This is a genomic window from Streptomyces sp. UC4497 (assembly GCF_054871485.1).
This window is the reverse complement of the sequence record NZ_JBTYHB010000002.1, coordinates 175,043-201,993: the sequence shown is the minus strand read 5'-3', so window position 1 is coordinate 201,993 and position 26,951 is coordinate 175,043. Positions and strand designations below refer to the sequence as shown.

General features: G+C 70.6%; 27 protein-coding genes and 6 tRNA genes. 24 read left to right on the top strand and 9 right to left on the bottom strand.

Annotated features, from left to right (window positions below):
- Window positions 1-32 precede the first annotated feature (32 nt).
- From ACYSUO_RS03635 to ACYSUO_RS03595, 9 genes are all read left to right on the top strand, one after another.
- Entirely contained in the window at window positions 33-1,073 is a 1,041-nt protein-coding gene (locus tag ACYSUO_RS03635) for a methionine ABC transporter ATP-binding protein (RefSeq protein ID WP_461774514.1), read from the top strand.
- A complete protein-coding gene (locus ACYSUO_RS03630) occupies window positions 1,070-1,801 on the top strand; it encodes a methionine ABC transporter permease (RefSeq protein ID WP_403721638.1) in 732 nt (243 codons plus the stop codon). Before ACYSUO_RS03635 ends, ACYSUO_RS03630 begins: the two co-directional genes overlap by 4 nt.
- Window positions 1,802-1,857: 56 nt before the next feature.
- Entirely contained in the window at window positions 1,858-2,688 is an 831-nt protein-coding gene (locus ACYSUO_RS03625; protein WP_461774513.1) for a MetQ/NlpA family ABC transporter substrate-binding protein, read from the top strand.
- Entirely contained in the window at window positions 2,688-3,506 is an 819-nt protein-coding gene (locus ACYSUO_RS03620; RefSeq protein WP_461774512.1) for a MetQ/NlpA family ABC transporter substrate-binding protein, read from the top strand. The genes ACYSUO_RS03625 and ACYSUO_RS03620 overlap by 1 nt, the downstream gene beginning before the upstream one ends.
- A 147-nt stretch (window positions 3,507-3,653) precedes the next feature.
- Entirely contained in the window at window positions 3,654-4,292 is a 639-nt protein-coding gene (locus tag ACYSUO_RS03615) for a GNAT family N-acetyltransferase (RefSeq protein WP_461774511.1), read from the top strand.
- Window positions 4,293-4,413: 121 nt separating this feature from the next.
- Entirely contained in the window at window positions 4,414-5,628 is a 1,215-nt protein-coding gene (cbiE, locus tag ACYSUO_RS03610; protein ID WP_461774510.1) for a precorrin-6y C5,15-methyltransferase (decarboxylating) subunit CbiE, read from the top strand.
- Window positions 5,629-6,002: 374 nt separating this feature from the next.
- On the top strand, window positions 6,003-9,848 hold the full coding sequence (cobT, locus tag ACYSUO_RS03605) for a nicotinate-nucleotide--dimethylbenzimidazole phosphoribosyltransferase (RefSeq protein ID WP_461774509.1): 3,846 nt from the start codon (window positions 6,003-6,005) through the stop codon (window positions 9,846-9,848).
- Window positions 9,849-10,041: 193 nt separating this feature from the next.
- Entirely contained in the window at window positions 10,042-11,277 is a 1,236-nt protein-coding gene (gene cobA / locus ACYSUO_RS03600; RefSeq protein ID WP_461774508.1) for a uroporphyrinogen-III C-methyltransferase, read from the top strand.
- Window positions 11,278-11,341: 64 nt separating this feature from the next.
- Window positions 11,342-12,175 carry a TrmH family RNA methyltransferase gene (locus ACYSUO_RS03595; RefSeq protein WP_461774507.1) on the top strand — a complete coding sequence of 278 codons (834 nt, stop codon included), beginning with the start codon at window positions 11,342-11,344 and terminating at the stop codon, window positions 12,173-12,175.
- Window positions 12,176-12,178: 3 nt separating this feature from the next.
- On the opposite strand, the gene ACYSUO_RS03590 is transcribed toward ACYSUO_RS03595, so the two are convergent.
- On the bottom strand, window positions 12,179-13,465 hold the full coding sequence (locus ACYSUO_RS03590; protein ID WP_461774760.1) for a serine/threonine-protein kinase: 1,287 nt from the start codon (window positions 13,463-13,465) through the stop codon (window positions 12,179-12,181).
- Between the two features lie 199 nt (window positions 13,466-13,664).
- On the opposite strand from ACYSUO_RS03590, the gene ACYSUO_RS03585 reads away from it, so the two are divergent.
- The 4 genes from ACYSUO_RS03585 to ACYSUO_RS03570 all read left to right on the top strand — a co-directional run bounded on the left by ACYSUO_RS03585 (window position 13,665) and on the right by ACYSUO_RS03570 (window position 15,863).
- A complete protein-coding gene (locus ACYSUO_RS03585) occupies window positions 13,665-13,940 on the top strand; it encodes a hypothetical protein (RefSeq protein WP_461774506.1) in 276 nt (91 codons plus the stop codon).
- 234 nt (window positions 13,941-14,174) lie between these two features.
- Complete coding sequence (locus tag ACYSUO_RS03580; protein WP_426904916.1) at window positions 14,175-14,381, top strand: hypothetical protein; 207 nt, start codon at window positions 14,175-14,177, stop codon at window positions 14,379-14,381.
- Between the two features lie 156 nt (window positions 14,382-14,537).
- A complete protein-coding gene (locus tag ACYSUO_RS03575) occupies window positions 14,538-15,497 on the top strand; it encodes an aminoglycoside phosphotransferase family protein (RefSeq protein WP_461774505.1) in 960 nt (319 codons plus the stop codon).
- A gap of 69 nt (window positions 15,498-15,566) precedes the next feature.
- The gene (locus ACYSUO_RS03570) at window positions 15,567-15,863 is read left to right on the top strand and encodes a TFIIB-type zinc ribbon-containing protein (protein ID WP_266721691.1); all 297 of its coding nucleotides are present in this window, start codon (window positions 15,567-15,569) and stop codon (window positions 15,861-15,863) included.
- Between the two features lie 97 nt (window positions 15,864-15,960).
- Here the strand turns inward: ACYSUO_RS03570 and ACYSUO_RS03565 are convergent.
- The 5 genes from ACYSUO_RS03565 to ACYSUO_RS03545 all read right to left on the bottom strand — a co-directional run bounded on the left by ACYSUO_RS03565 (window position 15,961) and on the right by ACYSUO_RS03545 (window position 16,407).
- A tRNA-Val gene (locus tag ACYSUO_RS03565) sits at window positions 15,961-16,035 on the bottom strand.
- Between the two features lie 19 nt (window positions 16,036-16,054).
- Window positions 16,055-16,126, bottom strand: a tRNA-Val gene (locus ACYSUO_RS03560).
- Window positions 16,127-16,150: 24 nt separating this feature from the next.
- A tRNA-Val gene (locus ACYSUO_RS03555) sits at window positions 16,151-16,222 on the bottom strand.
- Between the two features lies 1 nt (window position 16,223).
- Window positions 16,224-16,297 (bottom strand) — tRNA-Cys (locus ACYSUO_RS03550).
- 37 nt (window positions 16,298-16,334) lie between these two features.
- Window positions 16,335-16,407 (bottom strand) — tRNA-Gly (locus tag ACYSUO_RS03545).
- Between the two features lie 155 nt (window positions 16,408-16,562).
- Here ACYSUO_RS03545 and ACYSUO_RS03540 point away from each other — a divergent pair.
- The 3 genes from ACYSUO_RS03540 (at window position 16,563) to ACYSUO_RS03530 (ending at window position 19,419) form a co-directional block, all read left to right on the top strand.
- A complete protein-coding gene (locus tag ACYSUO_RS03540) occupies window positions 16,563-17,597 on the top strand; it encodes a chorismate-binding protein (RefSeq protein WP_461774504.1) in 1,035 nt (344 codons plus the stop codon).
- Window positions 17,598-17,631: 34 nt separating this feature from the next.
- Window positions 17,632-18,456, top strand: coding sequence for an aminotransferase class IV (locus ACYSUO_RS03535; protein ID WP_461774503.1), 825 nt, complete (start codon window positions 17,632-17,634; stop codon window positions 18,454-18,456).
- Between the two features lie 138 nt (window positions 18,457-18,594).
- Window positions 18,595-19,419 carry a GNAT family N-acetyltransferase gene (locus tag ACYSUO_RS03530; protein WP_461774502.1) on the top strand — a complete coding sequence of 275 codons (825 nt, stop codon included), beginning with the start codon at window positions 18,595-18,597 and terminating at the stop codon, window positions 19,417-19,419.
- Window positions 19,420-19,422: 3 nt separating this feature from the next.
- Here ACYSUO_RS03530 and ACYSUO_RS03525 read toward each other — a convergent pair whose 3' ends face one another.
- Window positions 19,423-19,926 (bottom strand): DsbA family protein, encoded by a 504-nt coding sequence (locus tag ACYSUO_RS03525; protein ID WP_461774501.1) that lies wholly within the window; start codon window positions 19,924-19,926, stop codon window positions 19,423-19,425.
- 181 nt (window positions 19,927-20,107) lie between these two features.
- On the opposite strand from ACYSUO_RS03525, the gene ACYSUO_RS03520 reads away from it, so the two are divergent.
- Window positions 20,108-20,542, top strand: coding sequence for a hypothetical protein (locus tag ACYSUO_RS03520; RefSeq protein ID WP_461774500.1), 435 nt, complete (start codon window positions 20,108-20,110; stop codon window positions 20,540-20,542).
- A 142-nt stretch (window positions 20,543-20,684) separates the two neighbouring features.
- Complete coding sequence (locus ACYSUO_RS03515; RefSeq protein ID WP_461774499.1) at window positions 20,685-20,903, top strand: hypothetical protein; 219 nt, start codon at window positions 20,685-20,687, stop codon at window positions 20,901-20,903.
- A gap of 41 nt (window positions 20,904-20,944) precedes the next feature.
- On the opposite strand, the gene ACYSUO_RS03510 is transcribed toward ACYSUO_RS03515, so the two are convergent.
- Both ACYSUO_RS03510 and ACYSUO_RS03505 read right to left on the bottom strand, forming a co-directional pair.
- Window positions 20,945-21,505 carry a CGNR zinc finger domain-containing protein gene (locus ACYSUO_RS03510; RefSeq protein ID WP_426904923.1) on the bottom strand — a complete coding sequence of 187 codons (561 nt, stop codon included), beginning with the start codon at window positions 21,503-21,505 and terminating at the stop codon, window positions 20,945-20,947.
- A 243-nt stretch (window positions 21,506-21,748) separates the two neighbouring features.
- Window positions 21,749-22,162 (bottom strand): SsgA family sporulation/cell division regulator, encoded by a 414-nt coding sequence (locus tag ACYSUO_RS03505; protein ID WP_010351314.1) that lies wholly within the window; start codon window positions 22,160-22,162, stop codon window positions 21,749-21,751.
- Window positions 22,163-22,352: 190 nt separating this feature from the next.
- Here ACYSUO_RS03505 and ACYSUO_RS03500 point away from each other — a divergent pair, with 190 nt between their 5' ends.
- The 6 genes from ACYSUO_RS03500 to ACYSUO_RS03475 all read left to right on the top strand — a co-directional run bounded on the left by ACYSUO_RS03500 (window position 22,353) and on the right by ACYSUO_RS03475 (window position 26,941).
- Window positions 22,353-22,823, top strand: a complete 471-nt coding sequence (locus tag ACYSUO_RS03500) for a TIGR02611 family protein (protein WP_461774498.1) — start codon at window positions 22,353-22,355, stop codon at window positions 22,821-22,823.
- Window positions 22,824-22,886: 63 nt separating this feature from the next.
- Window positions 22,887-22,958, top strand: a tRNA-Val gene (locus ACYSUO_RS03495).
- Between the two features lie 194 nt (window positions 22,959-23,152).
- Window positions 23,153-24,469, top strand: coding sequence for an ABC transporter substrate-binding protein (locus tag ACYSUO_RS03490; protein ID WP_461774497.1), 1,317 nt, complete (start codon window positions 23,153-23,155; stop codon window positions 24,467-24,469).
- Between the two features lie 32 nt (window positions 24,470-24,501).
- Window positions 24,502-25,458, top strand: coding sequence for a carbohydrate ABC transporter permease (locus ACYSUO_RS03485; RefSeq protein WP_461774496.1), 957 nt, complete (start codon window positions 24,502-24,504; stop codon window positions 25,456-25,458).
- Entirely contained in the window at window positions 25,455-26,327 is an 873-nt protein-coding gene (locus tag ACYSUO_RS03480) for a carbohydrate ABC transporter permease (protein WP_461774495.1), read from the top strand. Before ACYSUO_RS03485 ends, ACYSUO_RS03480 begins: the two co-directional genes overlap by 4 nt.
- Window positions 26,324-26,941, top strand: a complete 618-nt coding sequence (locus ACYSUO_RS03475) for a hypothetical protein (RefSeq protein WP_461774494.1) — start codon at window positions 26,324-26,326, stop codon at window positions 26,939-26,941. Before ACYSUO_RS03480 ends, ACYSUO_RS03475 begins: the two co-directional genes overlap by 4 nt.
- Window positions 26,942-26,951 lie beyond the last annotated feature (10 nt).

Sequence of the window (26,951 nt, the reverse complement as noted above, 5' to 3'; positions counted from 1 at the left end):
GTGCCGCGCACTCGACAGCTACGGAAACCCACGTGATCACCACCAAGGGCCTCACCAAGGTCTACCGCTCGCGCGGCCGAGAGGTCACCGCCCTCGACGGCGTCGATCTGCACGTGCGCGAAGGCGAGGTGTACGGCGTCATCGGACAGTCGGGCGCCGGCAAGTCCTCGCTGATCCGCTGCGTGAACCTGCTGGAGCGTCCGACCTCCGGCACCGTGACCGTCGCAGGACAGGACCTCACCGCCCTCGTCGGCCGCGGCTCGCGCGCCGGCAAGGAACTGCGCGAGGCGCGCAGCCGTATCGGCATGGTCTTCCAGCACTTCAACCTGCTGTCCTCGCGCACCGTGCAGGACAACATCGAGCTACCGCTGGAAATCCTCGGCAAGTCGGGGAAGGAACGTTCCACCAAGGCGCTGGAACTCCTCGACCTGGTCGGCCTCGCCGACAAGGCCAAGTCCTACCCCGCCCAGCTCTCCGGCGGCCAGAAGCAGCGCGTCGGCATCGCCCGCGCGCTCGCCGGCGACCCGAAAGTGCTGCTCTCCGACGAGGCGACCAGCGCCCTCGACCCGGAGACCACCCGCTCGATCCTCCAGCTGCTGCGCGACCTCAACCGGCAGCTCGGCCTGACCGTGCTGCTCATCACGCACGAGATGGACGTCGTCAAGACCGTCTGCGACTCCGCCGCCCTCATGGAGCGCGGGCAGATCGTCGAGTCCGGCACCGTCAGCGAGCTCCTCGCGACCCCCGGCTCCGAACTCGCCTCCGCGCTCTTCCCGGTCAGCGGCGAGGCCTCCGGCGACGACCGCACCGTCATCGACGTCACCTTCCACGGCGAGTCGACGACCCAGCCGGTCATCTCGCAGCTCTCCCGCACGTACAACGTCGACATCTCGATCCTCGGCGCCGCGATGGACACCGTCGCGGGCAAGCAGGTCGGCCGCATGCGCATCGAACTGCCCGGCCGCTACGACGACAACGTCGTGCCGATCGGCTTCCTGCGCGAACAGGGCCTCCAGGTCGAGATCCAGGGCGCCGCGCCCGCCGCTCTGCAGAAGGAAGGTGTCACCAAGTGACCTGGTCGGAGATGCAGCCGCTGCTGTCCCAGGCGTGTTGGGACACCTTTTACATGGTCGGCTGGTCCACGCTGATCGCGATCGTCGGCGGACTCCCGCTCGGCGTGCTCCTCGTCCTCACGGACCGCGGCGGACTGCTGCAGAACGCGTTCGTGAACAAGGTCATCGGGCAGGTCGTGAACATCGTCCGCTCGATGCCCTTCATCATCCTGATGGTCGCCCTGATGGGCTTCACGCGCGCGGTCGTCGGCACCACGATCGGCCGCGAGGCCGCCATCGTGCCGCTCGCCATCGGCGCCATCCCGTTCTTCGCGCGGCTCGTCGAGACGTCCGTGCGCGAGGTCGACGGCGGCCTGATCGAGGCCGTGCAGTCGATGGGCGGCAACACCTGGACCGTCGTACGCAAGGTCCTCGTGCCCGAGTCGCTGCCCTCGCTGATCTCGGCGACCACCACGACGATCGTCGCGCTCATCGGCTACTCGGCCATGGCCGGCACCGTCGGCGCGGGCGGCCTCGGCGACATCGCGATCCGCTACGGCTACCAGCGCTTCGAGGCCAACCTGATGTGGATCACGGTGGCGATCCTCGCCGTCGTCATCTCGCTCATCCAGTTCGCGGGCGACAGCGGCGCGCGCGTGCTGCACCGCCGCGCGGGCAAGGGCGGCGACCCGATCCGCTTCAACCTGTTCGCCGGCCGTACGGCGGTCACCGCCACCAAGTCCGGCTGAATCCTGTTCTCCCCGTCCTACCGGCGGGTTGCACCACTGATGGAAAGGCACTTTTCGTGCGTAACACCACCAAGATCACCGCAGCTGTCCTCGCCACCGGCGCCCTCACCCTGGGCCTGACCGCGTGCGGCTCCGACAAGGCCGACACCAAGGCCAAGGCCTCCGACCCGCTGGTCGTCGCCGCGACTCCCGTTCCGCACGCCGAGATCCTCAACTTCATCAAGAAGGACCTGGCGAAGAAGGAAGGCCTCAAGCTCGAGGTCAAGGAGTTCACCGACTACGTCACGCCGAACAACGCCACCGAGGACGGTTCGGTCGACGCCAACTACTTCCAGACCACGCCCTACCTGGAAGACTTCAACAAGAAGAACGGCACGCACCTCAAGTCGGTCGCCACCGTGCACCTGGAGCCGCTCGGCCTCTACTCCCAGAAGGCCAAGAAGCTCGACGGCATCAAGAAGGGCGGCACCGTCGCCCTCCCGAACGACGCCGACAACGAGAGCCGCGCCCTGCGCTTCCTCGCCGCCAACGACCTCATCACCCTCAAGAAGGGCTCCGAGGCCACCGCGACCCCGCAGGACGTCGCGAAGAACCCGAAGGACCTCCAGTTCAAGGAGGTCGAGGCGGCGCAGACCCCGCGCTCCCTCAAGGACGTCGACGCCGCGGTGATCAACGGCAACTACGCCATCGGTGCCGACCTCAACCCGGCCAAGGACGCCCTCGCCCTGGAGTCGACGAAGAACAACGAGTACAACAACGTGCTCGCCATCAAGGACGGCAACCAGGACGACCCGCGCATCAAGAAGCTCGCGAAGCTCCTGACGTCGCCCGAGGTGAAGAAGTTCATCGAGACCAAGTACAAGGGCTCGGTGCTCCCCTCCTTCTGATGCCGAATCCGTTGAAGTCCACGATTCCCGCCGCCGTGATCGCCGGGGCACTCGTCCTCGGCCTCACGGCCTGCGGCAGCGACAAGGCGGACGCGAGCGAGAAGCTGGTCGTCGGAGCCACCCCGACCCCGGCCGGCGAAGTCCTCACGTACGTACAGAAGAAGCTGGCCAAGAAGGCCGGACTCGACCTGGAGATCAAGGAGTTCACGGACTACGTCCTGCCGAACACCGCGCTCCAGCAGGGCGAGCTCGACGCCAACCTGTTCCAGCACACGCCGTACCTGAAGGACTTCAACAAGTCCAAGGGCACGACGCTCACGCCGGTCACGCAGGTCTATCTGCCGCCGCTCGGCTTCTACTCGAAGAAGACGAAGGACGTCACCAAGCTGCGCGCCGGGGCGACCGTCGCGCTGCCGAACGACATCACCAACGAAGGCAGGGCGCTCGAACTCCTCGCCTCCCAGGGCGTGATCGGGCTCAAGAAGGGCGCCGGGATCAACGCGACGCCCAAGGATGTCGCGAAGAACCCCAAGGGCCTGAAGTTCAAGGAGCTCGAAGCGGCCCAGCTGCCGCGCTCGTTGGACGACGTCGACGTGGCCGCGGTCAACAACAACTTCGCGATGGACGCGGGACTGAACCCCAAGAAGGACGCCATCCTTCTGGAGTCCGTCCAGGACAATCCGTACAACAACATTCTCGCCGTCAAGAAGGGCGACGAGAACGATCCGCGGGTCAAGAAGCTGGCGAAGCTGCTGACTTCACCCGAGGTCAAGAAGTTCATCGAGACCAAGTACAAGGGTTCGGTGCTCCCCGTCTGAGGGACCCGACCGACGCCCTTCCATGGGGGCCGCACCTGGCAACAGGGGCGGCCCCCATGTGCAGTTACGTGTCTTCATGCTGCATGCTGGGCAGTTCACGAGGCCCGACGCGAAGGTAGAAGGCCAACGAAGGTTACGGAGCGGCGCATGACGAACACCTTCCCCGAGATCTCCATCAGCACGGAGCGCTTGGTCTTGCGTCCACTCGACGAGGACGACGTACCCGCGCTCGCGGAGATGATGAACGACGAGCTGGTCACCGCCTGGACCTCGGTGCCGCAGCCGTTCACGGAGGAGGGTGCCCGCCGTTGGATCGCCGAGGGCGTGCCGAGGCGGCGGGTGCGCGGCGCCGGACTCGACCTCGCCGTCACCGAGTTCCTCACCCAGCGGCTCGTCGGCACCATCCGCCTCACCAAGACCAACTGGCACGTGCGCTCCACCGAGCTCTCGTACATCATCGCCCCCTGGGCGCGCGGCGAGGGCTATGCGTCGGAGGCCGCGCTCGCCACGGCCCAGTGGCTCTTCCGCGACCAGCGCCTGGAGCGCATCGAACTGCGCACCGCCGCCGACAACACCGCGGCCCAGCAGGTCGCCCAGAAGATCGGCTGCATCAGCGAGGGCGTGCTGCGCAACGCGTGCATAGCGCGTACGCGCACCGAGGACGGCGGCCTGGCCGAGGCCCGCACGGACTTCATCGTGTGGAGCCTGCTGCCCGAGGACCTGGAGGGCGTCACCGAGCAACTGGCGGAGGCCGGGGGTTTCACCGCCTTCTCGGACTGGAACTGACCTCACGGGTGATCGCGGGGCCGGGCAGGTACGCTCACGGTGCCCCGACACCGGCGGCACCCCCGACCTCCGTGCCGCATGGGCACGTACGTACCCGAGCACACCCAGGAGACTGACGACGATGGCCGACCGGGTCACGGTGATCGGCTGGGACGGTTCGCCGCTGACGGACGCGGCCCGCTCAGCACTCGGCGCGGCCACGCTCGTGGCGGGCGCCGCGCACCACCTGGCGCTGCCCGAGGTGCCCGAGCGCGCCGAGCGCGTCCGGCTCGGCAGCGTGGCCCTCGCCGCCCGCCGCATCGCGGGCCACCGCGGCACGGCCGTCGTGCTCGCGGACGGCGACCCCGGCTTCTTCGGCGTCGTACGCACCCTGCGCGCGCCCCAGTACGGCCTCGAGGTCGAGGTCGTGCCCGCCGTGTCCTCGGTCGCCCAGGCGTTCGCCCGCGCGGGCATGCCCTGGGACGACGCACAGGTGGTCGTCGCACATCGCCGCACCCTGCGACGCGCGGTGAATGTGTGCCGCGCCCACACCAAGGTCGCCGTCCTCACCTCACCGGGCGCAGGACCCGCCGAACTCGGCCTGCTCCTGGAAGGCGTCCACCGCACCTTCGTCATCTGCGAGGAACTCGGCACCGACCGCGAACAGGTCACCGTCGTCACCTCCGACAAGGCCGCCGACCACGCGTGGCGCGACCCCAACGTCGTCATCGTCATCGGAGGGCCCGTCACCGGCGCCCCCGCGAGCGGCAACTGGCTGGCCGGCGGCGACCCCGACGCGGGGCCGCGCGGCTGGGCGCTGCCCGCCGAGGAGTACGCGGGCCCCTTCGGCGAGGGCGAGACCGAACAGCTGCGCGCCGCCCAACTCGCCCGCCTGGGACCGCGCGCGGGCGACCTCGTGTGGGACATCGGCTGCGGCAGCGGGGCGTTCACGACGGAGGCCGGGCGGTTCGGCGCCGCCGTCATCGCCGTCGACCGGGACGCCGACGCCTGCGCCCGCACCCTCGCCGTCGCCCGCCGCTTCGGCATCCAGGTCCAGATCGTCCACGGCACGGCGCCGCACGCCCTCGAAGACCTCCCGGAGCCCGACGTCGTACGCGTCGGGGGCGGGGGAGCGGCCGTCGTCTCGGCCGTCGCGGACCGGCGCCCCGCCCGCATCGTCACGCACGCCGCGACACGCGACGACGCCGAACTCATCGGCAGGGACCTGACGGAGCACGGATACGAGGTCGAGTGCGCCCTCCTGCAATCCGTCGAACTGGACACTCGCGCCTGGACGGAGAAGGAGCGGACCGTGGGGTTCCTCCTCTCGGGGCGGCTTCCCGTCCGCCACCCGTGACCCTGGCGGCGCGCCGCGCGCGGTAGGCTGGCCGATCGTTGTACCGCACCGGGACGTTCGGTTCTTCGTACGCCAATGTCCCGAAAACGCACCACTTTTGAGGTGCGTGTGGTACGGCAGCGACCGGAGGACGCGCAACGTGGCGCAGTCCACAGAAGGCCATGGTCGAACTACGTTCCGTGGCCGCGGTCCGACCGGGACAATGCCTGTTGTCCGGAGCGGTTCGTGCCGCGTGGCACGCACGCTCGTTCTTGTTGACGGGCGGTCGACGCGTCGCCCCGGACAGCGAAACAGTGATGCATGAAGGTGCTCGCAGTTCCGGCGGACGGCCGGGGGCGGCCAGGAAGTTCTCATTCGATGGGCGAGGGGTAGGCATGACCGACACCGGTCAGGTTCCGGGCGAAGGGCTGCCGGAGGACGCAGGCACGGCGGAGCCGCCGGGCGTTCCCGCACCCGGCGCGTACACCTACCTCGATCCCACCGACGCCGCGCCCGAGGACGACGAGATCCTCCTGATGCCCGGTTCGCAGGGCGCCTGGGGCCAGCAGCCCACGGACCACAGCCAGGGCCACGGCCAGCAGTACGCCAGCCAGGGCCAGGGCCAGCAGTACGCCCAGGCCCAGCCCCGTCGTCCGCTGCACATGGGACCGGCCGTCCCGGACACCAACGGCAGCCCCGTCCGCTCGCTCGCCGACCGCGGCCCCGCCCAGCAGAACCCGATGCCGACCCGCCAGTCGGGCCCGCCCACCACCGGCCCGGAGTACCTGGACATCCCGCCGCAGGGCGCGGCCCCGTGGCAGCCGGCCCAGGCGCAGCAGCAGTCGGCCCCCGCAGAAACGGTCGCTCCGCAGTACGGGCAGCCCGAAACGCCCGCGCACGCCCAGGAGTTCGCCCAGGTCGGCGCTTACGCGGGCCAGGCCCCGTACGCCGGACACGAGCAGGGCCAGGGCGGCTACGACTACCCGCAGCAGCAGGACTACGCCCCGCACGGCTACGCCCAGCAGCCCGCCGCGGACCAGACGCTCGGCCAGTTCGTCCCGGTGGACGGCATCGTCCCCACGACCCCGCACCTGGCCCCCACCCCGCCGCAGGCGATGGTGGTCCCGCCGCTCCCGGAGGAGCAGGTGGCGCAGCAGGAGGGCGTGGCGGAGCAGTACGCCGACGTCGACGAGCAGTACGCCGCGTCCGGGCATCAGGGTGCCGCCGCGCAGGCGGCGGACGCCGGTCAGCAGGCAGCAGCCGATCAGCTGGGTGCCGTCGGGCCGCAGGGCACCGCGGCGCAGCAGCCCGGTGCCGCGGAGCAGGGCGTTCCCGGGCAGCCGGGCGGCCCTGGCCAGCAGGTCGGAGCCGACCACGAGGCCGTGGCCGAGCAGCAGGGCGCGGGTGTGCAGGAGACCGGCACGGGCCAGCACGCTGTGGCCGAGCACGAGGGTGCCGCCCAGCAGGGCGTTGCCGCACAGCCCGCCGCTGCGGAGCAGGTCGGTACCGGTCAGGTGGCCGGCCAGCAGGACACGGCCGAGCAGCAGGCCGGCACCGGCGAGCAGCCTTTCCCCGGCACACCGGGCGCGGTCGACCAGCAGGCCGCTGCGGACGAGCAGGGAATGGTCGACCCGCAGGCCGCTGCCGGTCAGCAAGTCCTCGGCGACCCGCAAGGTGTGGCGGACCAGGAAGCCGTGGGCGACCACCACGTAGTGGCCGACGCGCAGGACCCGCACGCCATGGCCGAACCGCAGCCCGCCGAACAGGCCGCTGCCGGTCAGCAGGTGCTGGGCGACCAGCAAGCCGTAGGCGATCACGGAGACCCGCAGGCCGCTGCCGACCAGCAGGCCCCGGCCGACCAGCAAGCCGCAGGCGATCACGCTGCCGTGATGGACCCGCAGACCGCTGCCGATCCGCAGGCCGTCGGCGACCAGCAGTCTGCTGCCGGTCAGCAGGCCGTTGGCGACCCACAGATCGCTGCCGACCCGCAGGCCACCGCCAGCCAGCAGGCCGCCGGCGACCAGCCGGCCCCCGCCGCCCCCCACGCCGTGGCCGACCAGCCCGCCCCCGGCCAGCAGGACGTTGCCCACCCCCAGGCCACGGCCGACCCGCAGGCCGCAGCCGACCCCCAGGCGGCAGCCGATGCGCAGGCCACCGCCGACCCCCAGTTCATCGCGGCCCCCCAGGCCGTTACCGATACGCAGGACCCGCACGCCATGGCCAACCAGCAGTCCGCCGAACAGGCACCCACGGTCGACGAGTCGGCCACCCCGGCGCACACCGCGGAGTCCGTCGTCGCACATCCCGGCACCGTTCCGGGCCCCGAGTCCGCCGAGGTCCTCCCGGAGGAGGCCGCGAGCGTTCCCGCCCCGCGCGAAGGCGAATCCGGCGCGATCCCGCTGCCCGAGTCCGCCCACCCCGAGGACCCCGCGGAGCAGACCGTCGCGCCCGCCGAGCTGACGGGCGAGCCCGAACACCTGACGCCGGAGCCCGAGGCCGCCGAGGCGCACCCCGCCGCTCCCGCCTACGACGACACCGAGCGCGAGGCGGTGCTGCGCGTGATGCGCGAGCGCCGCGACATCCGCAACGGCTTCCGCAGCGACCCGATCCCGCACGAGGTGCTGCTGCGCGTCCTGGAGGCGGCCCACACGGCGCCGTCCGTGGGCCACTCGCAGCCCTGGGACTTCGTGGTCATCCGTTCCGCGGACACCCGCCGCGCGATGCACGAACTGGCCATGCGCCAGAAGGACGCGTACGCCAAGTCGCTCCCCAAGGGCCGCGCGAAGCAGTTCAAGGAACTGAAGATCGAGGCCATCCTCGACACCCCGGTGAACATCGTCGTCACCGCCGACCCGACCCGCGGCGGCCGCCACACGCTGGGCCGCCACACGCAGCCGCAGATGGCCCCGTACTCCTCCGCGCTCGCGGTCGAGAACCTGTGGCTCGCGGCCCGCGCCGAGGGCCTCGGCGTCGGCTGGGTCAGCTTCTTCGACGAGCGCGAGATGGTCCGCTCCCTCGGCCTGCCCGAGCACCTGGAGGTCGTGGCCTACCTCTGCGTCGGGTACGTCGACGAGTTCCCGGAGGAGCCGGAGCTGATGCAGGCCGGCTGGTCCAAGCGCCGCCCGCTGTCGTGGGTCGTGCACGAGGAGACGTACGGCCGCCGCGCCCTGCCCGGCGAGGACCCGCACGACCTGCTCGCGGAGACCGTCTCCAACATCCGCCCGCTGGACGCCAAGGCGCTCGGCGAGGCGTGGGAGCGGCAGAAGCGGATGACGAAGCCGCCGGGCGCGCTCGGCATGCTGGAGATCATCTCCGCCCAGCTGTCCGGCCTGTCCCGCGTGTGTCCGCCGCCGATCCCGGAGCCCGCAGCCGTCGCGATCTTCGCCGGTGACCACGGCGTGCACGCCCAGGGCGTCACCCCCTGGCCGCAGGAGGTCACCGGCCAGATGGTCGCCAACTTCCTGGGCGGCGGCGCGGTCTGCAACGCGTTCGCGAACCAGGTCGGCGCCGAGGTCTGCGTCATCGACGTCGGTGTGGCCGGCGAACTCCCCGCCACGCCCGGCCTGTTGCCCCGCAAGGTGCGCGCCGGTACCGCCGACATGACGACCGGTCCCGCCCTGACCCGTGAAGAGGTCAAGGAGGCCATCGAGGTCGGCATCGAGACGGCCCGCGACCTCGTGGCGGCCGGCAACAAGGCGCTGCTCACCGGCGAGATGGGCATCGCGAACACGACGGCGTCCGCGGCCCTCATCTCGGTCTACACCGAGGTCGACCCCTCCGAGGTCACCGGCCGCGGCACCGGTATCAACGACGAGACGCACGCCCGCAAGGTCGAGGTCGTGCGCCGCGCCCTGGACCTGCACAAGCCCGACCCGGCCGACCCGCTCGGTGTCCTCGCGGCGGTCGGCGGCCTGGAGCACGCGGCGATGGTCGGCCTCCTCCTCGGCGGCGCGTCGCTGCGCACCCCGGTCATCCTCGACGGTGTCAGCGCCGGTGCGGCCGCCCTGGTCGCCCGCGCCATCGCCCCCGAGGTCCTCGCGGCCTGCATCGCGGGCCACCGCAGCGCCGAGCCCGGCCACGTGGCGGCCCTCAACAAGCTGGGCCTGCGCCCCCTGGTCGACCTCGACCTCCGCCTCGGCGAGGGCACGGGCGCCCTCCTGGCCCTCCCGATCGTCCAGAGCGCGGCCCGCGCCATGCACGAGGTCGCCACGTTCGACTCGGCCGGCGTCACGGAGAAGTAGCCCCACCCCACCCCTTCCCGAAACTCCTCAAACGCCGGAGGGGCTGAATATTCAGCCCCTCCGGTGTTTGAGGAGCGGGGGTCTGGGGGCGGAGCCCCCCCCAGTTTCGGGAAGGGGCGGGGCGGGGGAAACCTCCTCGTTACGCCCACGACGTACGCTCACACCAAACCCGCCGCACGCCAGAGGACACCGCATGCCCGCCGCCGACCACCCCGCCTACCCCGTAGGCCTCCGCCTCACCGGCCGCCGAGTCGTCGTCCTCGGCGGCGGCCAGGTGGCCCAGCGCAGGCTCCCCGCCCTGATCGCCGCGGGCGCGGACATCACCCTGATCTCCCCCTCCGCGACCCCTTCGGTCGAGGCGATGGCGGACGCCGGTGAGATCACCTGGACCCGGCGCCGCTACGAGGCGGGCGACCTCGCCGACACCTGGTACGCCCTGGTCGCCACCAGCGATCGTCAGACGAACGACGCGGCCTCGCGGGAGGCGGAGGAGACCCGCACCTGGTGCGTCCGCTCCGACGACGCCGACGAGGCGACCGCCTGGACCCCGGCGACGGGCCGCGCGGACGGCGTGACCGTCGCCGTCCTGACGACCTCGGCCGCGGACCGCGACCCCCGCCGCACCGCCGCCGTCCGCGACGCGATCGTCGAGGCCCTCCACGACGGCACCGTCGCCGTGCAGCGCGACCACAAGCCGGGCGTGGCCCTGGTCGGCGGCGGCCCCGGCGATCCGGACCTGATCACGGTGCGCGGCCGCCGCCTCCTCGCCGAGGCCGACGTCGTGATCGCCGACCGCCTCGGCCCGCGCGACCTCCTCGACGAGCTCCCGCCGCACGTCGAGGTGATAGACGCCGCGAAGATCCCGTACGGCCGCCAGATGGTCCAGGAGGCCATCAACCAGGCGCTGATCGACCACGCCAAGCAGGGCAAGGCCGTGGTCCGCCTCAAGGGCGGCGACCCGTTCGTCTTCGGTCGCGGCATGGAGGAGGCCCAGGCGCTGGCCGCCGAGGGCATCCCGGTCACGGTCGTGCCCGGCATCTCCAGCTCCATCAGCGTCCCCGGCGCCGTCGGCATCCCGGTCACGCACCGCGGCGTCGCCCACGAGTTCACCGTCGTCAGCGGCCACGTGGCGCCGGACGACGAGCGCTCCCTGGTCGACTGGGAGGCGATGGCGAAGCTGACCGGCACCCTCGTGATCCTCATGGGAGTCGACAAGATCGCAAAGATCGCCGAGGCCCTCGTCTCGTACGGCAAGGCCCCGGAGACCCCCGTCGCCCTCGTCCAGGAAGGCACGACGGCGGCCCAGCGCCGCGTCGACGCCACCCTCGCGACGGTCGGCGAACGGGCCGTCTCCGAAGGGGTCAAGCCCCCGGCCGTCATCGTGATCGGCGACGTGGTGAACGAGAACCCGCAGAAGCAACAGAAGTAACCAGCGGTAACGCAACTCGTTCCGAGCCGTTGGCACCACACCCAGAACAAGGCAGTATCGACCCGTGGCTGAAGCTGAATCTCGAGGGCTCATCACCATCGAGGACCCCGACGACCCGCGCCTGTCCGACTACACGGGCCTGACCGACGTAGAACTGCGTCGCAAACGCGAACCGGCCGAGGGCCTGTTCATCGCCGAGGGCGAGAAGGTGATCCGGCGCGCGAAGCTCGCCGGGTACGAGATGCGCTCGATGCTGCTGTCCGCGAAGTGGGTCGACGTCATGCGCGACGTCATCGACGAGGTCCCCGCCCCGGTCTACGCGGTCGCCCCGGACCTCGCCGAGCAGGTCACCGGCTACCACGTGCACCGCGGCGCCCTCGCGTCCATGCAGCGCAAGCCGCTCCCCACGGCCGACGAGCTGCTCACCACCGCCCGTCGCGTCGTCGTCATGGAGTCGGTCAACGACCACACCAACATCGGCGCGATCTTCCGCAGCGCCGCCGCCCTCGGCATGGACGCGGTCCTGCTCTCCCCGGACTGCGCCGACCCGCTCTACCGCCGCTCCGTGAAGGTCTCGATGGGCGCGGTCTTCTCGGTGCCGTACGCGCGTCTGGACGCCTGGCCGAAGTCCCTGGAGACGGTCCGCGACGCCGGCTTCGAACTCCTCGCGCTGACCCCGGCCGAGCAGGCCAAGTCCCTGGACGAGGTGGCGCCGCACCGCATGGACCGCGTCGCGCTGATGCTCGGCGCGGAGGGCGACGGCCTGTCGACCAAGGCCCTGATGGCGGCCGACGAATGGGTCCGCATCCCGATGGCCCACGGAGTCGACTCGCTCAACGTGGGCGCGGCGGCCGCCGTCGCGTTCTACGCCGTGGCGACGGGCCGCCCCGAACTCTGACGCTCAGCCTTCTTCGGCAAGGCTCTGCGGCAGCGCCCGCGCGGACGTCGTCTTCTGTACGTCGCTGTCACCGAGGCCGCGCGTCGGCCCCTGGCAGCCCTGCGCCGCCGCGATGGCCAGCGCCACGAGCAGCGTCACGACGACGAACACGAAGAGCCGCTGCCGCAGCAGCCGCGGATTCGCGGGCCGCAGCTTCTTGCCACTGCCCGTGCCGTTCGTCCGCGGCGCCGGGCGCCCCGCACCACTGCGCGGCCCCGACCTGCTGTTGCCGGAACGGCTGTTCGTGTTCCGGCCGGGCGCCGACCCGTGGTTGCTCCTGCCGTTGCTGGGGCGCGACGTCGGAGTTCCCGGCTGCGTACGCCGCTGGGTGCGCTGCCCCTCGTACGTGTCGGAGAGCCGTCCGGTCGGCCGGTCCTGCTCCGCGGTGCGCGGCGCGGGCGGGCGCGGCTCCGCGACGATGCCCTGCGCCTCACGGGCCGCGATCTCCTTGAGCCGCAGCGACAGTTGCAGCGTGCTGGGCCGCTCCTCCGGGTCCTTCGCGAGACACGCGCGCAGCAGCGGCGCGAGCGCGTCCGGCACCCCGGCCAGCTGCGCCTCCTCGTGCACCACCCGGTAGAGCATGACCTCGGAACTGCCGTGCCCGAAGGGCGAGTCGCCCATGGCCGTGTACGCGAGCGTGGCCCCCAGGGCGAACACGTCGGTCGCGGGGGTCACGGCGGCGCCCCGCACCTGCTCGGGCGCGAGGAAGCCGGGGGAGCCGACGGCGGTGCCCACGTGCGTCAGCGTCGAGGCGCCGGTCGCCCACGCGATACCGAAGTCGATGATCCGCGGCCCCTTCGGGGACAGCAGGATGTTCGACGGCTTGAGATCCCGGTGGACCACGCCCGCCTCATGGACGGCGACGAGCCCCTCCGACAGCGCGGCGCCCACGGCTGCCACGTCCGAGGCCGCCAGCGGACCTTCCTCCGCCACCTTGTCGTGCAGCGAGGGACCCGGCACGTACTGCGTCGCGAACCACGGCCGCTCGGCCTCCAGATCGGCGGCGACGAGCCGGGCCGTGCAGCCGCCGCGGATCCGCCGGGCGGCGGACACCTCGCGCGCGAACCGCGACCTGAACTCCTGGTCCTCCGCCAGATCCGGCCTGATCACCTTGAGCGCGACCCGCTGGCCACGCCGGTCGGACCCGAGATAGACCACGCCCATCCCGCCGGCTCCGAGGCGTCTGTGAAGCCTGAACGAGCCGACGACGCGCGGGTCCTCGCGCCTGAGGCGCATCATCGCCATGTTCATCCCCGCTGCTGCCCGGTCCGTCTGACGAGCCACAGCTTACGTTTTCGCGCACGGCGGCGCGCAAAGGCCGCGCCCTCGCGGCCGATTCGATTGTCAGTGCCCGGTGGGAAACTTGAAGGGTGGTCAGGGAGCGCGGGAGCAGGGCGGCTTGCCGCGGGCCCGCGGGCCAACACGGCGGCGTCAAAGGGGGATTGGACCCATGAAGGGTGACCGGGTCGAGATAGTCGTGGATGCCGGGGACACGACGCGTACGTACGAGGTGACGGCGGGCCGGGCGGGCCGCAGGGTGGAGACGGCGGTGCGCAGAGGGGTGGTGGAAGTGAGCGAAGTCACCCGATCCGGATCCGTGGTGCGCACCGCGCGCTTCATGGCCACCAGGGTGCTCGCCCTGGTAGAACACCCGGTTCCGCGCGAGGAGCCCGCCGAGCGCGAGGCCCGCATCGGCCGCCCCCTCCGGGATGACCCCGAGGCCTAGGTCCTCTTCTCCACCCAGGGGAGTACGCCGACCGCAGGTGGTCATCCTCGGGGAGGCCCGGCAATCGGTACGAGGGCATGACGTCTCGGGCGCCCGCCACTCATAGATTTGAGGTCAAGCGGCGGGTGCAGCACTCGTCCCCCGAGGTCAGGCACTCGCCGCTTGCCAAAGACGCAAGAACCCACGACGCACTTCACGAAGCAAGAACTCAAGATTTCGACCGGGGAGAGGACCATGGCGGACACGGCACCGCGGACGACAGCGTTCCGCACAGTGGCCCGCAGGGCGGGTCTTTTCGGTGGCCCCGCGACCGAGCGCCGGCATCCGCTGGTGGCCGCGGCCATGGTCCTCCCTCTCGCGGCCCTGCTCGTCGTCGTATTCGGCGGCTGGGACGCGATGGTCACACAGGCGTCGTCCGTGGGCGTGATGCTGGGGCGCTGAGCGGCGCTCCCAGGCCCGGATGAGCGGTCCGGGCGGGGACATCCGGCCATGAAACCCCGTGGGGACGGGGGTGCGGCGGACGGCACAGATGCTGCGCGCAGCTGGGGAGCTGCGCGCAGCATTATTTTGTGCCCGCGGCACCCGTAGGCTGCGGCCGTGACCACGCTCATCGTTCCCGCGCTCAGGGCCGAGGCCCGGGACGCGGCCCATCCGCCGGGGATCGCCTGCGTCTGCGGCGCCACGACCCTCGCCGACCGCCCCGACGCCACGGTGGTCAGGCACGGCGACACCGTCGTCAAGGCGCACGCTCCCGACACCGACCCGGCCGAGCTGGACCTGCGCCTGGCCGTGGCCGCCCACCCGGCCCTGGCCGGCGTACTGCTGCGTCCGCTGCGCCCGGCGGCGGCAGCCCTGGATGACCGGCTTGTCACGTTCTGGCCGCACGGCACCCCCGTGGACCCCGAGCACCCTGAGCACGCCCCCTGGGAAGCCGTGGGCGCCCTCCTCGCCCGTCTGCACTGCACGCCGGCGCACGAACTCCCGCCCGCGCTCCCGCCCATGCGCGGCCCGCTCAAGGCGGCCCACGCCGTGGCCCGCCTCCAGGCCTCGGCCCCCGACCACCGGGCCGCACGGCCGATTCTCGACGCCTGGCGCACCCTGCCGCCCTGGGCCCGCGCCGAAGCCCCGTACGCGCACGCGAGCACCCTGTGCCACGGCGATCTGCACCTCGGCCAGCTGGTCCGCCACCCCGCCGACTCGGCCGACCCCGACGCATGGACGCTGATCGACGTCGACGACCTCGGAATCGGCGACCCCGCCTGGGACTTGGCCCGCCCCGCCGCCTGGTTCGCCTGCGGCCTGCTCTCCGCCGAGGACTGGACCCGCTTCCTCGGCGCCTACCAACGCACAGGCGGCGCAAAGGAACTGTGCGTCCCCGACCCCTGGCCCGTCCTGGACGTACCGGCCCGCGCCCTCACCGTGCAGACCGCCGCGCTCGCCGTCGCGAAGGCCACCGACGCGGGCCGCTCGCTCGACGAGGTGGAGGAATCGGTCGTCGACGCCTGCGCCCGAATGGCATCAGTGCCGCCGCAGTTCGAGGAAGAACCGGCCAAGTAGGGTGCGGGGGACGGAAGCCGGGAAGTGTTCCGGCGAAGCAGCACCGAACGGCGAGGAGTTGAGCCGAGCATGCAGTGTCCGAAGTGTCACGCACCGATGCACACGTACAACCGCAATGGCGTCCAGATCGAGCAGTGCAGCGGGTGCCGCGGGATATTCCTGGACTACGGCGAGCTGGAGTCGCTGACCCGCATGGAGTCGCAGTGGCAGCAGCAGGCCCCGCCGCCCCCGCCCGCCCCGCAGGGCTACCCGGCCCCGGCGGCCCCGGCGTGGGGAGCCCCGCAGCACGGCGGTCACCACGGTGGGCACCACGGCCACCACGGTCACCACAACCGTGGCTTCGGCCGGATGCTGTTCTCCTCCTGAGGCGCTGAGCGGCTCTTCTCGCGAAGAGCCGCCCCGCTCGCCCAAGAGCCGTTCGACACGAAGAAGCCCCCGGCCACGAGGACCGGGGGCTTCTTGATGGTGCGCGATACTGGGATTGAACCAGTGACCTCTTCCGTGTCAGGGAAGCGCTCTCCCGCTGAGCTAATCGCGCGGGAACCCACAGGGGGCAGTGGACGATACTGGGATTGAACCAGTGACCTCTTCCGTGTCAGGGAAGCGCTCTCCCGCTGAGCTAATCGTCCGGGATGGAAGCCTTGCGGCCTCAGTGCGCGATACTGGGATTGAACCAGTGACCTCTTCCGTGTCAGGGAAGCGCTCTCCCGCTGAGCTAATCGCGCTTGGAGGTGGAGACGGGATTTGAACCCGTGTAGACGGCTTTGCAGGCCGTTGCCTCGCCTCTCGGCCACTCCACCAGGAGCGTAGGGGTTCGGGAAGATCCCCCACATCCTGAGCGAACGACCGGGTTCGAACCGGCGACCTCAACCTTGGCAAGGTTGCGCTCTACCAACTGAGCTACGTTCGCGTGTCTTTCCGGTCCGCTTGCGCGTCCCGGCGACGTGTTGAACTCTAGCGGATTCCTGGGGGAGGTCCAAAACGCGTTTGCGCAGCGTGCTGCGGTGCGACCGACGAAGGTCCTGCTCAGGTGGGCCCGTCGTCATCAGCCATAGACTCGAAGGTGTGCACGACCTCCCTGCTCTGGCCCGCTTCGGCGGGCTCGTCGCGACCGATCTGCGCGACGTCACCAGCGATCCCGCGGCCCTCGACTCCACCGGCTTCTGGGCCGTCTGCGCCGATTTCGAGGGCCGCCTCGTCTGTGCCCGCTTCGGACACGTGCGTGAGGAGGCGGTGCCCGCCCCGCGGCCCGGCTCCTGGCCCGGACCTGCAACGACGGACTGGACGTCGTCGCTCGACCACGCCGCGTACACGGGTGGCGTGCGGCGCATCCGCGCGCACATAGCGACCGGCGAGGTCTACCAGGCCAACCTCTGCCGTGTGCTCTCCGCGCCCATATCCCCGGACGCGGACGTGGACGCCCTCACCGCCTTCCTCGCGCGCGGGAACCCGGCGCCGTACGCGGGCACCATCCGGCTCCCGGACCACGGCGTGGAGGTCGCGACGGCGTCGCCCGAGCTGTTCCTGCGCAGGGACGGCCGGGTCGTCGAGTCCGGGCCGATCAAGGGGACCGGGCGCACCGAGGCGGACCTCCTCGACAAGGACCACGCCGAGAACGTGATGATCGTCGACCTGGTCCGCAACGACCTGGGCGTCGTCTGCGCCACCGGCAGCGTGACCGTGCCCGAACTGTGCGTGGTCGAGAAGCACCCCGGCCTCGTCCACCTCGTCTCCACCGTGCGCGGCGAGCTGCCCGAGGCGGCCGGCTGGCCGGAACTGCTCGACGCCGCGTTCCCGCCCGGCTCCGTCACCGGCGCCCCGAAGTCCAGCGCCCTGCGGATCATCGACGAGCTGGAGACGGCGCCGCGCGGCCCCTACTGCGGGGGCATCGGCTGGGTGGACGCGGACCGGGGGAGAGGGGAACTGGCCGTCGGGATCCGCACGTTCTGGATCGACCGCGGACCGGACGGCGACTTCCTGCGCTTCGGTACCGGCGCCGGGATCACCTGGGGCTCGGATCCGGAGCGGGAATGGCGGGAGACCGAGCTGAAGGCGGCGCGGCTGTTGGCGGTAGCGTCGGGAACGTACACGGACTCATGAGGAACAGCGGTCCGGGCAAGTTGGAGGGAACGTAGTGAAGATCTGGCTCGACGGCCGACTGCAGGACACCGAGGCGGCGCGCGTCTCCGTCTTCGATCACGGGCTCACCGTGGGCGACGGCATCTTCGAGACGGTGAAGGCCGTCGAAGGGAAGCCGTTCGCGCTCACCCGCCACCTCGACCGACTCGCCCGCTCGGCCCGCGGGCTCGGCCTGCCCGAGCCCGACCTCGACGAGGTGCGCCGCGCCTGCGCCGCCGTCCTCGAGGCCAACCCGATGGCCCTCGGCCGGCTGCGCATCACCTACACCGGCGGCCTCTCGCCGCTCGGCTCCGACCGCGGCGACCAGGGCACCACGCTCGTCGTCGCCCTCGGCGAGGTCAAGCGGCGCCCCGACACCACCGCCGTGATCACCGTCCCCTGGACCCGCAACGAGCGCGGCGCCCTCGCGGGCCTGAAGACCACCTCGTACGCGGAGAACGTCGTCGCCCTGGCCCGCGCCCACGAACACGGCGCGTCCGAGGCCCTGTTCGCGAACACGGTGGGGCAGCTGTGCGAGGGCACGGGCTCCAACGTCTTCGTCGTCCTCGACGGCGAGATCCACACGCCGCCGCTCACGGCGGGCCCGCTCGCCGGCATCACGCGCGCCCTCGCCGTCGAGTGGACCGGCGCCAAGGAGACGGACCTGCCGCTGTCCGTGCTGTCGGAGGCCGACGAGGTGTTCCTGACGTCGACGCTGCGCGACATCCAGGCCGTGCACCGCGTCGACGACCGGGACCTGACGGACGCACCGGGCCCCGTCACCGCGAAGGCGATGCGCGTGTGGGACGAGCGGGCAGCAGACCGCCTCGACCCGTGCTGATTTCTTTCGGGGGGCAACCCCCGAACCCCCGGCCGGAACGGCAACTCACCCGGAGCGGCCGGGACGGGTCGTCAGCAGACCGACCGGACCCGTAAATCCGTTGTCGCGTTGGGGGCACGTACGGGTACAACACCCGTGATGACCACGACCCTGCGGCCGACCGAGCCGCTCCAGCGCACCCCCGACGGCTCGCGCTCCCGCCACTACGCGGTGTGTGTGAACAGCCGCCCCGTCGGCGCCCTGCACCTCGCCACGCACCCGGTCTTCGGCCCGTCCGTCGCCCAGATACTCGAACTGCGCATCGACGAGAAGGACCGGGGGCGCGGCCGTGGCACGGTCGCGGCGCTCGCCGCCGAGGAGGTCGCCCGCTCCTGGAACTGCCGCCGCCTCGAGCTGACCGTCCCCGCCGACGCACAGGGCATGCTCCGCCTCGCGGGCGCCCTCGGCTACGTGGAGCGCAACCGCAACATGGCGAAGGCGCTGCCCGAACAGCCGCCCGCCCTGCCCGGAGGCAGCGTGGGGCGGCGCATGACGGAGGCCGAGTACGGGCCGTGGCTCGCGCACACCAAGGCGGGGTACGCGCGCACCTGGGTCGAGCGCGGCGCCACCGAGGAGGAGGCGCGGCGGAAGGCCGAGCGCGATCACGCCGCGCTGCTCCCGGACGGCGTCGCCACCCCGGACGTCCTGCTCAGCGTGCTGGAGCACGACGCCGAGCGGGTCGGAACGCTCTGGGTGGCGCAGCGCCCCGACGGGGCGTTCGTCTTCGACGTCGAGGTGTCGGCCGAGCACCGGGGGCGCGGCCACGGGCGCTCGCTGATGCTGCTCGCCGAGGCCGACTCGATCGCCGCGGGCGCCACCCGGATCGGCCTCAACGTCTTCGCGCGCAACGCGACCGCACAGTGCCTGTACGACTCGCTCGGCTACGAGCCGACCGGCTACTACCTCTACAAACAGCTGCTGTGAGGGTTATGCCTGCTCGGCGAGCAGGCGGTCCGCGATCGCCTCGATCCGCTCGCGCAGCCCCTCCTGGCTCTTGCCGCCGTGCAGCAGCTCCCCGCCGATCTCGTACGTGGGCGTGCCGGTCACGCCGATGACCTTGCCCTCGGCCTGGTCGGCGTCGACGATCAGGATGTGCCGGCCGTCGACGAGCGCGGTGTCGAACTCCTCGGCGTCCAGGCCGAGTTCGCCCGCCACCTCGACGAGGAACTGCTCGCCCTTGCGGTCGAACTCCTCGACCCGGCCGAGCACGGCCTCCACGTACGGCCACCCCTTGCCCTGCGCGAACGCCTCCTCGGCGGCCTGCGCACCGGCGAAGGAGTGCTTGTGCTTCTCGAGCGGGAAGTGCCGCAGGCGCAGCTCGACGCGGTCGCCGTAGCGCTCGCGCAGCGCGCGGAGGTCGTCCAGGGCCGAGCGGCAGTCGGGGCACTGCAGCTCGCACCACACGTCAAGGATGGGGTTCGGGGCGTTCATGGGGGTCAGTCTCCCAGGACCGTCCGCCGGGCCCAACCTGGACCTGCGGAGGAGCCCCGACCCCGAGATGTCCCCCAGATGTGGCCGAGGTGGGCCCGGGGCGTGGCCCGCGGACCCCCGGTCGGTGCAGGATGGGAGAAGGGGGGAAGCGCCCCACGATGTCCGAACTCGGGAGGACCGGATGATTGCCGAGACCGTGTGTTCCGCCGTTGCCGTGGCGGGCCTGGGCATCGCCGGGGTTCTCGCCTTCCGCAAGCGGTTCCTCAAAGCCGCCCGCACCGCCGCCTACGCCCTCGTACCGCTGGGCCTGGTGATGACGGGCGCGGTCGAGTGGGCCGTGGACACGGCGTTCAGTCCGACCGCCTGGGCCGGCTTCGGCGTGCTCGGCGCCGCCTGGCTGATGTTCATGGGAACGCGGGCAGTCGAGCGGCGCCGCTCCGGCCGCCCCGCCAAGGAGAGCGAGGCCGCCATCGCCCCCGCGGCGTCCGCGCCCTCGCTCGGGGAGAGCCGGCGCCCCACGCCCGCGGCGCAGCCCAAGCAGGCGAAGCAGCCGAAGGCCGAGCCCGCGGAGGACTTCAGCGACATCGAGGCGATCCTCAAGAAGCACGGCATCTGAGGGGGCACAGCATGTGACAGCAGCACGGCATCTGGCGTCAACCGGCGCCCGCGCCACGCTGTCACGGGTTCCCGCCAACTACCCCTCGAAAGTGGTCGGTTGAGTGCCCATCACCCGATAAGTGCGCCATCATCGCGACGAGATGCTGGACACACCGCAGCTGCCCGACCAGCTGGACGCCGACCAGGGGCAGGCGCTCCACAGCGAGCCCGCGCCGCCCGTGCCCGTACGAACCGAGGAGCGGACCGAGAGCCCGCGAGGCTGCCTCTTCGCGCTCTCCCAACCCCCGCTGATGATCTTCCTGGGGGTGATCGGCAGCCTGCTCCTGATGGCCGCGCTGCACGACCTCCTGCTGCTGTGAATGCTGCCGGGGCGCCGCCTGGAACGCCGCTGTGAACGGTTTCAGCCCGTGGCTTCCTTGCGGCGCGCCCGGTACGCCGCGACATGCAGCCGGTTCCCGCACGTACGGCTGTCGCAGTAGCGGCGCGAACGGTTGCGGGACAGATCGACGAACGCGAACCGGCAGTCGGGCGCCTCGCAGCGCCGCAGTCGCTCCTGCTCGCCGGCGACCACGAAGAACGCCAGGGCCATCCCGCAGTCGGCCGCCAGGTGGTCGGCGACGGAGGCACCGGGCGCGAAGTAGTGCATGTGCCAGTCGTAGCCATCGTGGTCCGTAAGGCGGGGAGTGGTGCCCGCCTCCGCGACCAGTTCGTTGATCACCGTCGCCGCCGCCCGCTGGTCACTCGCCGCGAACACGGCCGCGAAGCGGTCACGCACAGCACGCACCGACTGGAGATCATTTTCTGCGATCACGCCAACATCGCTGACATCGTTCCTTCGTACGAAATCCGTCAGCGCGGCCAGACTCGCGAGCCCGTCCGCCTTCGCGTCGCCGTCCGGTGTCGTGTTCACCAGATCGACCACGGTGTCGAGCGCGCACCGGGTGTCGTGGGTGATCAGCACGATTCGCTCCCTGGCCTGGGGTAGGGCTCCCGCCCACCGATGCCGCACGAGCCTAGTACCTGCGGGCCGCCAGGAACGCACCTGCGCCGCCACCGTGGAAACTCCCACGGCGGCGGCGCCGGTGTATGCCGTATGCGGTTGTCCCGACCGTTGTGCCGTGCCGTTCCCCGAGTGGACGGCACGGCATGCTCTCGCGCTGCTCACGCCGACCGGGTGCCGGCGCGGGCTCCTCGTTCCGCGGCGCTAGTTTTCCGCGAGGATGTGCGACAGCTCCTGGTCGAGGTCGAAATGGCGGTGTTCCGTGCCGGGTGGCACGGCGGCGTCCGTCCGCTTGAGGAACGACTCCAGAGCCCGCGCCGGGGCCTCGAGCAGAGCCTCGCCCTCGGGAGAGCTCAGGGCGATGCAGACAACGCCCTGACCGTGGCTACGGGACGGCCAGACTCGGACGTCTCCGGTGCCGGTCGGCCGGTGAAGGCCTTCGGCGAGGAGGTCGCGGGCAAACACCCATTCGACTGTCTCCTCGGCTCCGGTGTGGAAGGTGGCGTGCACGGCATAGGGATCGGCCGTGTCATACCGCAGACCTGCGGGAACGGGCAGTGAGGACTCGCTCGACACAACGAGGCGCAGGTGCAGCTCGCAGCTGACCGTGGTGTTCATAAGCGCCAGGGCCTTTCGCTCAGTGTGCGCTCGGGGATTCGCACGTCGGCGAAATCGACATGCCACCTACGGTGCCGTTGTAAACCCCTCTGAGTGTTTTGAGCGTCTTTAGGTAGCTCGTACGGCCGAGTCTTATCTGTGGGAGAACGGCCATTCCGGTGACGAGAAAGAGTCGGGTAGGTTTGAGCGTATGAATACGGGGAGTGACAAGGGGGCCAAGGAGCCCGAGGCGCCCGAGACGGCCGATGCGGCCTCCGGGGCCGGTGTCGACGGTGCGGCTTCCGAGGGGAAGCCGCTCGGATCGCGGGCGCCGGGGTTCATCCAGGCCAGGCGGACGCTGCATCTGAGCTGGCAGGTCGGCGTCTTCATCGTGGGGCTCGCGGTCGTCGTGGGTGGCGTGATCATGCTGCCGCTGCCGGGGCCCGGCTGGCTGGTGATCTTCGGCGGCATGGCGATCTGGGCGACCGAGTTCGTCTGGGCGCAGCTGGTCCTGCGCTGGACGAAGCGGAAGGTCACGGAGGCGACGCAGCGGGCGCTCGACCCGAAGGTGCGGCGGCGGAACATCATCCTGACGACGATCGGCGTCGTGATCATCGCCGTGCTCGGCGGGGTCTACGTATGGAAGTTCGGGCTCGAGATGCCGTGGAACATCAAGCAGTGACCGCAGGGGGCGCAGAGTGGTCCCAGGCACCCCCTGACATGGGGTAATGTTCTTCCTGCGCCCGGGCGATTAGCTCAGTGGGAGAGCGCTTCGTTCACACCGAAGAGGTCACTGGTTCGAACCCAGTATCGCCCACCCGGACCGACGGCCCCGGAGACATCGAGTCTCCGGGGCCGTCGGCGTTTTTCGTGGCTGACCTGGGCGTTCGAGGCGCTCCGGCCCAAATCTTTGTCCGAACTGTTGACGCACCCCCCACCCGTCTCTACTTTTGCTCGGCAAGCGCTTACCTAAAACGATTCAATGCACGGGTGGAGGGGCTGGCTGTGCCTATGAACAGGGATCTTGGTCGAAGAGGCGTACTGAAGGCGACCGGGGCTTCGGTCGCGGTGCTCGGCCTGACGGCGGCCGGCTGCGGTGGTGACGGTGGGTCAGGAGACGCGGGGAACGCGGACGGTCCGGCGACCCTGCGGTTCGCCTGGTGGGGCGGCGAACCGCGTGCCGTGAAAATCAAGAAGGCGATCGCGCTCTTCGAGAAGAAGAATCCGAAGATCAAAATCAAGCCGGAATTCACCGATTACCAGGCATTCTGGGAGAAGTTCCAGACGCAGGCCTCGGGCGGAAATCCTCCGGATGTATTCCTCAACTCCGTTGCCTTCCTTGCGAAGTACGACAAGCGCGGAGTTCTGCTCGACCTCAAGTCCCAGGTGGACGCGGGGAATCTGAGCCTGAAGAACTTCCGCGGCGGCGTCGAGACGGCCGGACAGGTCTCCGGCGGCAAGCAGGTCGCGGTTCCGGTCGGCGCCAACACCATGTCGCTCGTCATCGACAAGAAGGCCTGGGACAAGGCGGGCGTGGAGCCGAAGTTCGGCTGGACCTGGGACGAGTACTTCAAGTCGCTCCAGACCATCCAGGACAAGCTGAAGATCGCGGGCGACACGGGCTACGCAGGGGTCATGTACCTCTACGACCTGTATCTCCGTCAGAACGGCAAGGCCTTCTTCAAGGACGGCAAACTCGGCTTCACCCAGGACGATCTGACGCAGTGGTGGGCGGACTACTTCAAGCGCGTGAAGTCCGGGATCGTCGCCGACCCCAAGAAGATCGAACAGGTCAAGCCGAAGTCCGGGCTCTCGGCCGGGCTCGCGGGCGCCGAGTTCACCTGGGACAACTTCTCGGTGCGCTACGAGGGCGAGGGCGACTCCGACTACGCGCTCGCGCCGATCCCGACCACCGACGGCAAGGACACCGGGCAGTACCTCGGCTCGCTGATGCTGTCGATCTCCACCAAGTGCAAGGCCCAGGCGCAGGCCGCCAAGTTCATCGACTTCATGGTCCACGACCCCGAGGTCGGCAAGGTCATGGGCTACGACATGGGTGTGCTCGCCACCGACGAGCAGTTCGAGGCGTACAAGCCGGGCGCGGAGGCCGACAAGGCGGTCGTCGAGGCCAACAAGGGCATCGCCGCGTACGAGGACGAGGTCGAGAAGGCCGGTGTGCTCGGCAAGATCACGCCGCACCCGTCGGGCGCGGATGTCGTGGAGGCCGCGTTCCTGCGCATCGCCGGTGACGTCGCCAACGCCAAGCAGAAGGTCCCGGCAGCGGTGAAGCAGTTCTTCAGCGAGGCCGAGGCAGCCTTCCAGGCCTGACAGCCCCTACGTTTCCGAGGGGAAACAGCACCATGTCGCTCGTCAAGGACCCCACAGTCCTGGCCGAAGAGGTGAACGTTGTCCGACCCGTCGCACAAAAGCGACGGGGGCGGCGCGACAACCTCGCCGGCTATCTGTTCATGTCGCCGTGGCTCGCGGGGTTCCTGCTGCTCACGGCGGGGCCGATGATCGCCTCGCTCTACTACGCGTTCACGGACTACAACCTGTTCGCGGCGCCGAAGTGGATCGGGTTCGACAACTTCACGGCCATGTTCGACGACCCGCGCTGGCAGAAGTCCGTGCAGGTCACGCTCAAGTACGTGGTCATCGGCACCCCGTTGAAGCTGCTGCTCGCGCTCGGCGTCGCGCTGCTGCTCAACCAGAGCCGACGCGGCCAGGGCCTGTACCGGGCCGCGTTCTACGCGCCGTCGCTGATCGGCGCCAGCGTTTCGGTCGGCTTCGTCTGGCGGGCGCTGTTCTCCGACAACGCCGTCGTCGACAAGGGGCTCGGCTCCCTCGGCCTGAACCTCGGCGGCTGGATCGGCGACCCGGACATGATTCTCTACTCGCTGGTGGCGCTCACCGTCTGGCAGTTCGGCGCCCCGATGGTCATCTTCCTGGCCGGCCTCAAGCAGGTGCCGCGCGAGCTGTACGAGGCCGCCGCCGTCGACGGGGCGGGACCGCTGCGCCGGTTCTGGAACATCACCCTGCCGATGATTTCCCCGGTGCTCTTCTTCAACGTCCTGCTGGAGTCGATCCACTCGTTCCAGATCTTCGGCTCCGCGTACGTCGTCTCCAACACGTTCTGCGGACCGGCCGACGCCACCCTCGTCTACACCTGCTACCTGTACCAAAAGGGCTTCCAGCAGTCGCAGATGGGCTTCGCGTCCGCCATGGCGTGGATGCTGCTGCTGGCCGTCGCGCTCGTCACCGTCGTCCTGTTCTGGTCCCAGAAGAAGTGGGTGCACTACGAGGAGGACGTCAAGTGACCACCCTGACACCCCAGTTGAAGAGTGGCGCCAACCCGCGCAAGCGCACCGGCTCCCTCGTCTGGCACGTCTTCGCGATCGCCGTGCTCTGCGTCGTCCTCTACCCGGTCGTCTGGGTGATCGGCGCCGCCTTCAAGCCCGGCAAGAAGATCGTCGGCTCGCTCGACCTCTTCCCCGCCGACCCGATCCTCGACAACGTCAAGGGCCTCGCCGACGGCATCGCGGGCATCTCCATCAGCACGTTCTTCACCAACTCGCTGTTCTACGCGGGCATGGCCGTCATCGGCGTCGTCATCTCCAGCTCGCTCACCGCATACGCCTTCGCCAAGATCCCCTTCCGCGGGCGGAAGCTGCTCTTCGCGCTGATGATCGGCACGCTGCTGCTGCCGTACCACGTGCTGCTCATCCCGCAGTACGTGATGTTCCAGAAGCTGGAGCTCATCAACACGTACGTGCCGCTCCTCGCGGGCAAGTTCCTGGCGACCGAGGCGTTCTTCGTCTTCCTCATGGTGCAGTTCATGCGCGGCCTGCCGAAGGAACTGGACGAGGCGGCGCGGCTCGACGGCTGCGGCCATCTGCGGATCTACTGGTCGATCGTGCTGCCGCTGTGCCGGCCCGCCCTGATCACCAGCGCGATCTTCACGTTCATCAACGCCTGGAACGACTTCATGGGCCCGCTGATCTACCTCAACGAGCCCTCCAAATACACCGTCTCGCTCGGCCTGATGATGTTCCGCGACCAGCAGGGCATCTCCGACTACGGCGGTCAGATCGCCATGGCGATGATGGCGCTCATCCCGGTGATCGCCTTCTTCATGGCCTTCCAGCGGTATCTGATCGACGGCATGGCCACGTCGGGGCTCAAGTGAGGGCCCCCGCCCGCGGCGTTGCCCGGAGCGCCGCACGCGGCGGCCCGCGCGTCGAATCGCGGCGGCGGATCGGGTTCTCCGTCTTCGCCGAGTGCCTGCTCACCGGGGTGTGGATCGCGCTCGCGTCCGTGCCCGTCGTCACCGCTCCGGCCGCCTTCGCGGCCGGCGCCCGGCACCTGCGGCGCCGGATCGGTGAACAGAGCGGCGGCTGGCGGGAGTTCGCGGCCGACGTCCGTGTCGCGGCGCGCCGCGGCTGGCTCGTCGGACTCGCCGGGGTGGCCGCCTGGGCCGCCGTCTGGATCGATCTGCGGATGGCGCGAGCCGGGCTCCCGGGCGGTCGACTCGCCGCGGCCGTCGGCATCTTCGCGCTCATCGCGGGTGCCGTGATCGTGCTGCGGGCCGCCGCCGTCTGGGAGCCGGGCCGGTCCTGGCGGTCCCTGCTCGGCGACGCCGCCCGGCGCACCGTACGGACACCCGGCGGGTCCCTGCTCCTGGTGTGCGGGATCGCGCTCGTGCTCCTCAGCGCGGAGTTCCTCGCGCCGCTCGCGGTCCCGGTGCTCGGCATCCTCGCCGCGGCGGCGGTCGCGGTGGAGGAACGCGGCCGCGCCCGCTGAACCGGCGTTA

Coding starts and splice junctions, on each gene's coding strand:
- ACYSUO_RS03620 (WP_461774512.1), top strand. CDS start 2,688: ATGCCGAATCCGTTGAAGTCCACGATTCCCGCCGCCGTGATCGCCGGG.
- ACYSUO_RS03615 (WP_461774511.1), top strand. CDS start 3,654: ATGACGAACACCTTCCCCGAGATCTCCATCAGCACGGAGCGCTTGGTC.
- cbiE (WP_461774510.1), top strand. CDS start 4,414: ATGGCCGACCGGGTCACGGTGATCGGCTGGGACGGTTCGCCGCTGACG.
- cobT (WP_461774509.1), top strand. CDS start 6,003: ATGACCGACACCGGTCAGGTTCCGGGCGAAGGGCTGCCGGAGGACGCA.
- cobA (WP_461774508.1), top strand. CDS start 10,042: ATGCCCGCCGCCGACCACCCCGCCTACCCCGTAGGCCTCCGCCTCACC.
- ACYSUO_RS03590 (WP_461774760.1), bottom strand. CDS start 13,465: ATGAACATGGCGATGATGCGCCTCAGGCGCGAGGACCCGCGCGTCGTC.
- ACYSUO_RS03585 (WP_461774506.1), top strand. CDS start 13,665: ATGAAGGGTGACCGGGTCGAGATAGTCGTGGATGCCGGGGACACGACG.
- ACYSUO_RS03580 (WP_426904916.1), top strand. CDS start 14,175: ATGGCGGACACGGCACCGCGGACGACAGCGTTCCGCACAGTGGCCCGC.
- ACYSUO_RS03570 (WP_266721691.1), top strand. CDS start 15,567: ATGCAGTGTCCGAAGTGTCACGCACCGATGCACACGTACAACCGCAAT.
- ACYSUO_RS03530 (WP_461774502.1), top strand. CDS start 18,595: ATGACCACGACCCTGCGGCCGACCGAGCCGCTCCAGCGCACCCCCGAC.
- ACYSUO_RS03525 (WP_461774501.1), bottom strand. CDS start 19,926: ATGAACGCCCCGAACCCCATCCTTGACGTGTGGTGCGAGCTGCAGTGC.
- ACYSUO_RS03520 (WP_461774500.1), top strand. CDS start 20,108: ATGATTGCCGAGACCGTGTGTTCCGCCGTTGCCGTGGCGGGCCTGGGC.
- ACYSUO_RS03515 (WP_461774499.1), top strand. CDS start 20,685: ATGCTGGACACACCGCAGCTGCCCGACCAGCTGGACGCCGACCAGGGG.
- ACYSUO_RS03505 (WP_010351314.1), bottom strand. CDS start 22,162: ATGAACACCACGGTCAGCTGCGAGCTGCACCTGCGCCTCGTTGTGTCG.
- ACYSUO_RS03500 (WP_461774498.1), top strand. CDS start 22,353: ATGAATACGGGGAGTGACAAGGGGGCCAAGGAGCCCGAGGCGCCCGAG.
- ACYSUO_RS03490 (WP_461774497.1), top strand. CDS start 23,153: ATGAACAGGGATCTTGGTCGAAGAGGCGTACTGAAGGCGACCGGGGCT.
- ACYSUO_RS03485 (WP_461774496.1), top strand. CDS start 24,502: ATGTCGCTCGTCAAGGACCCCACAGTCCTGGCCGAAGAGGTGAACGTT.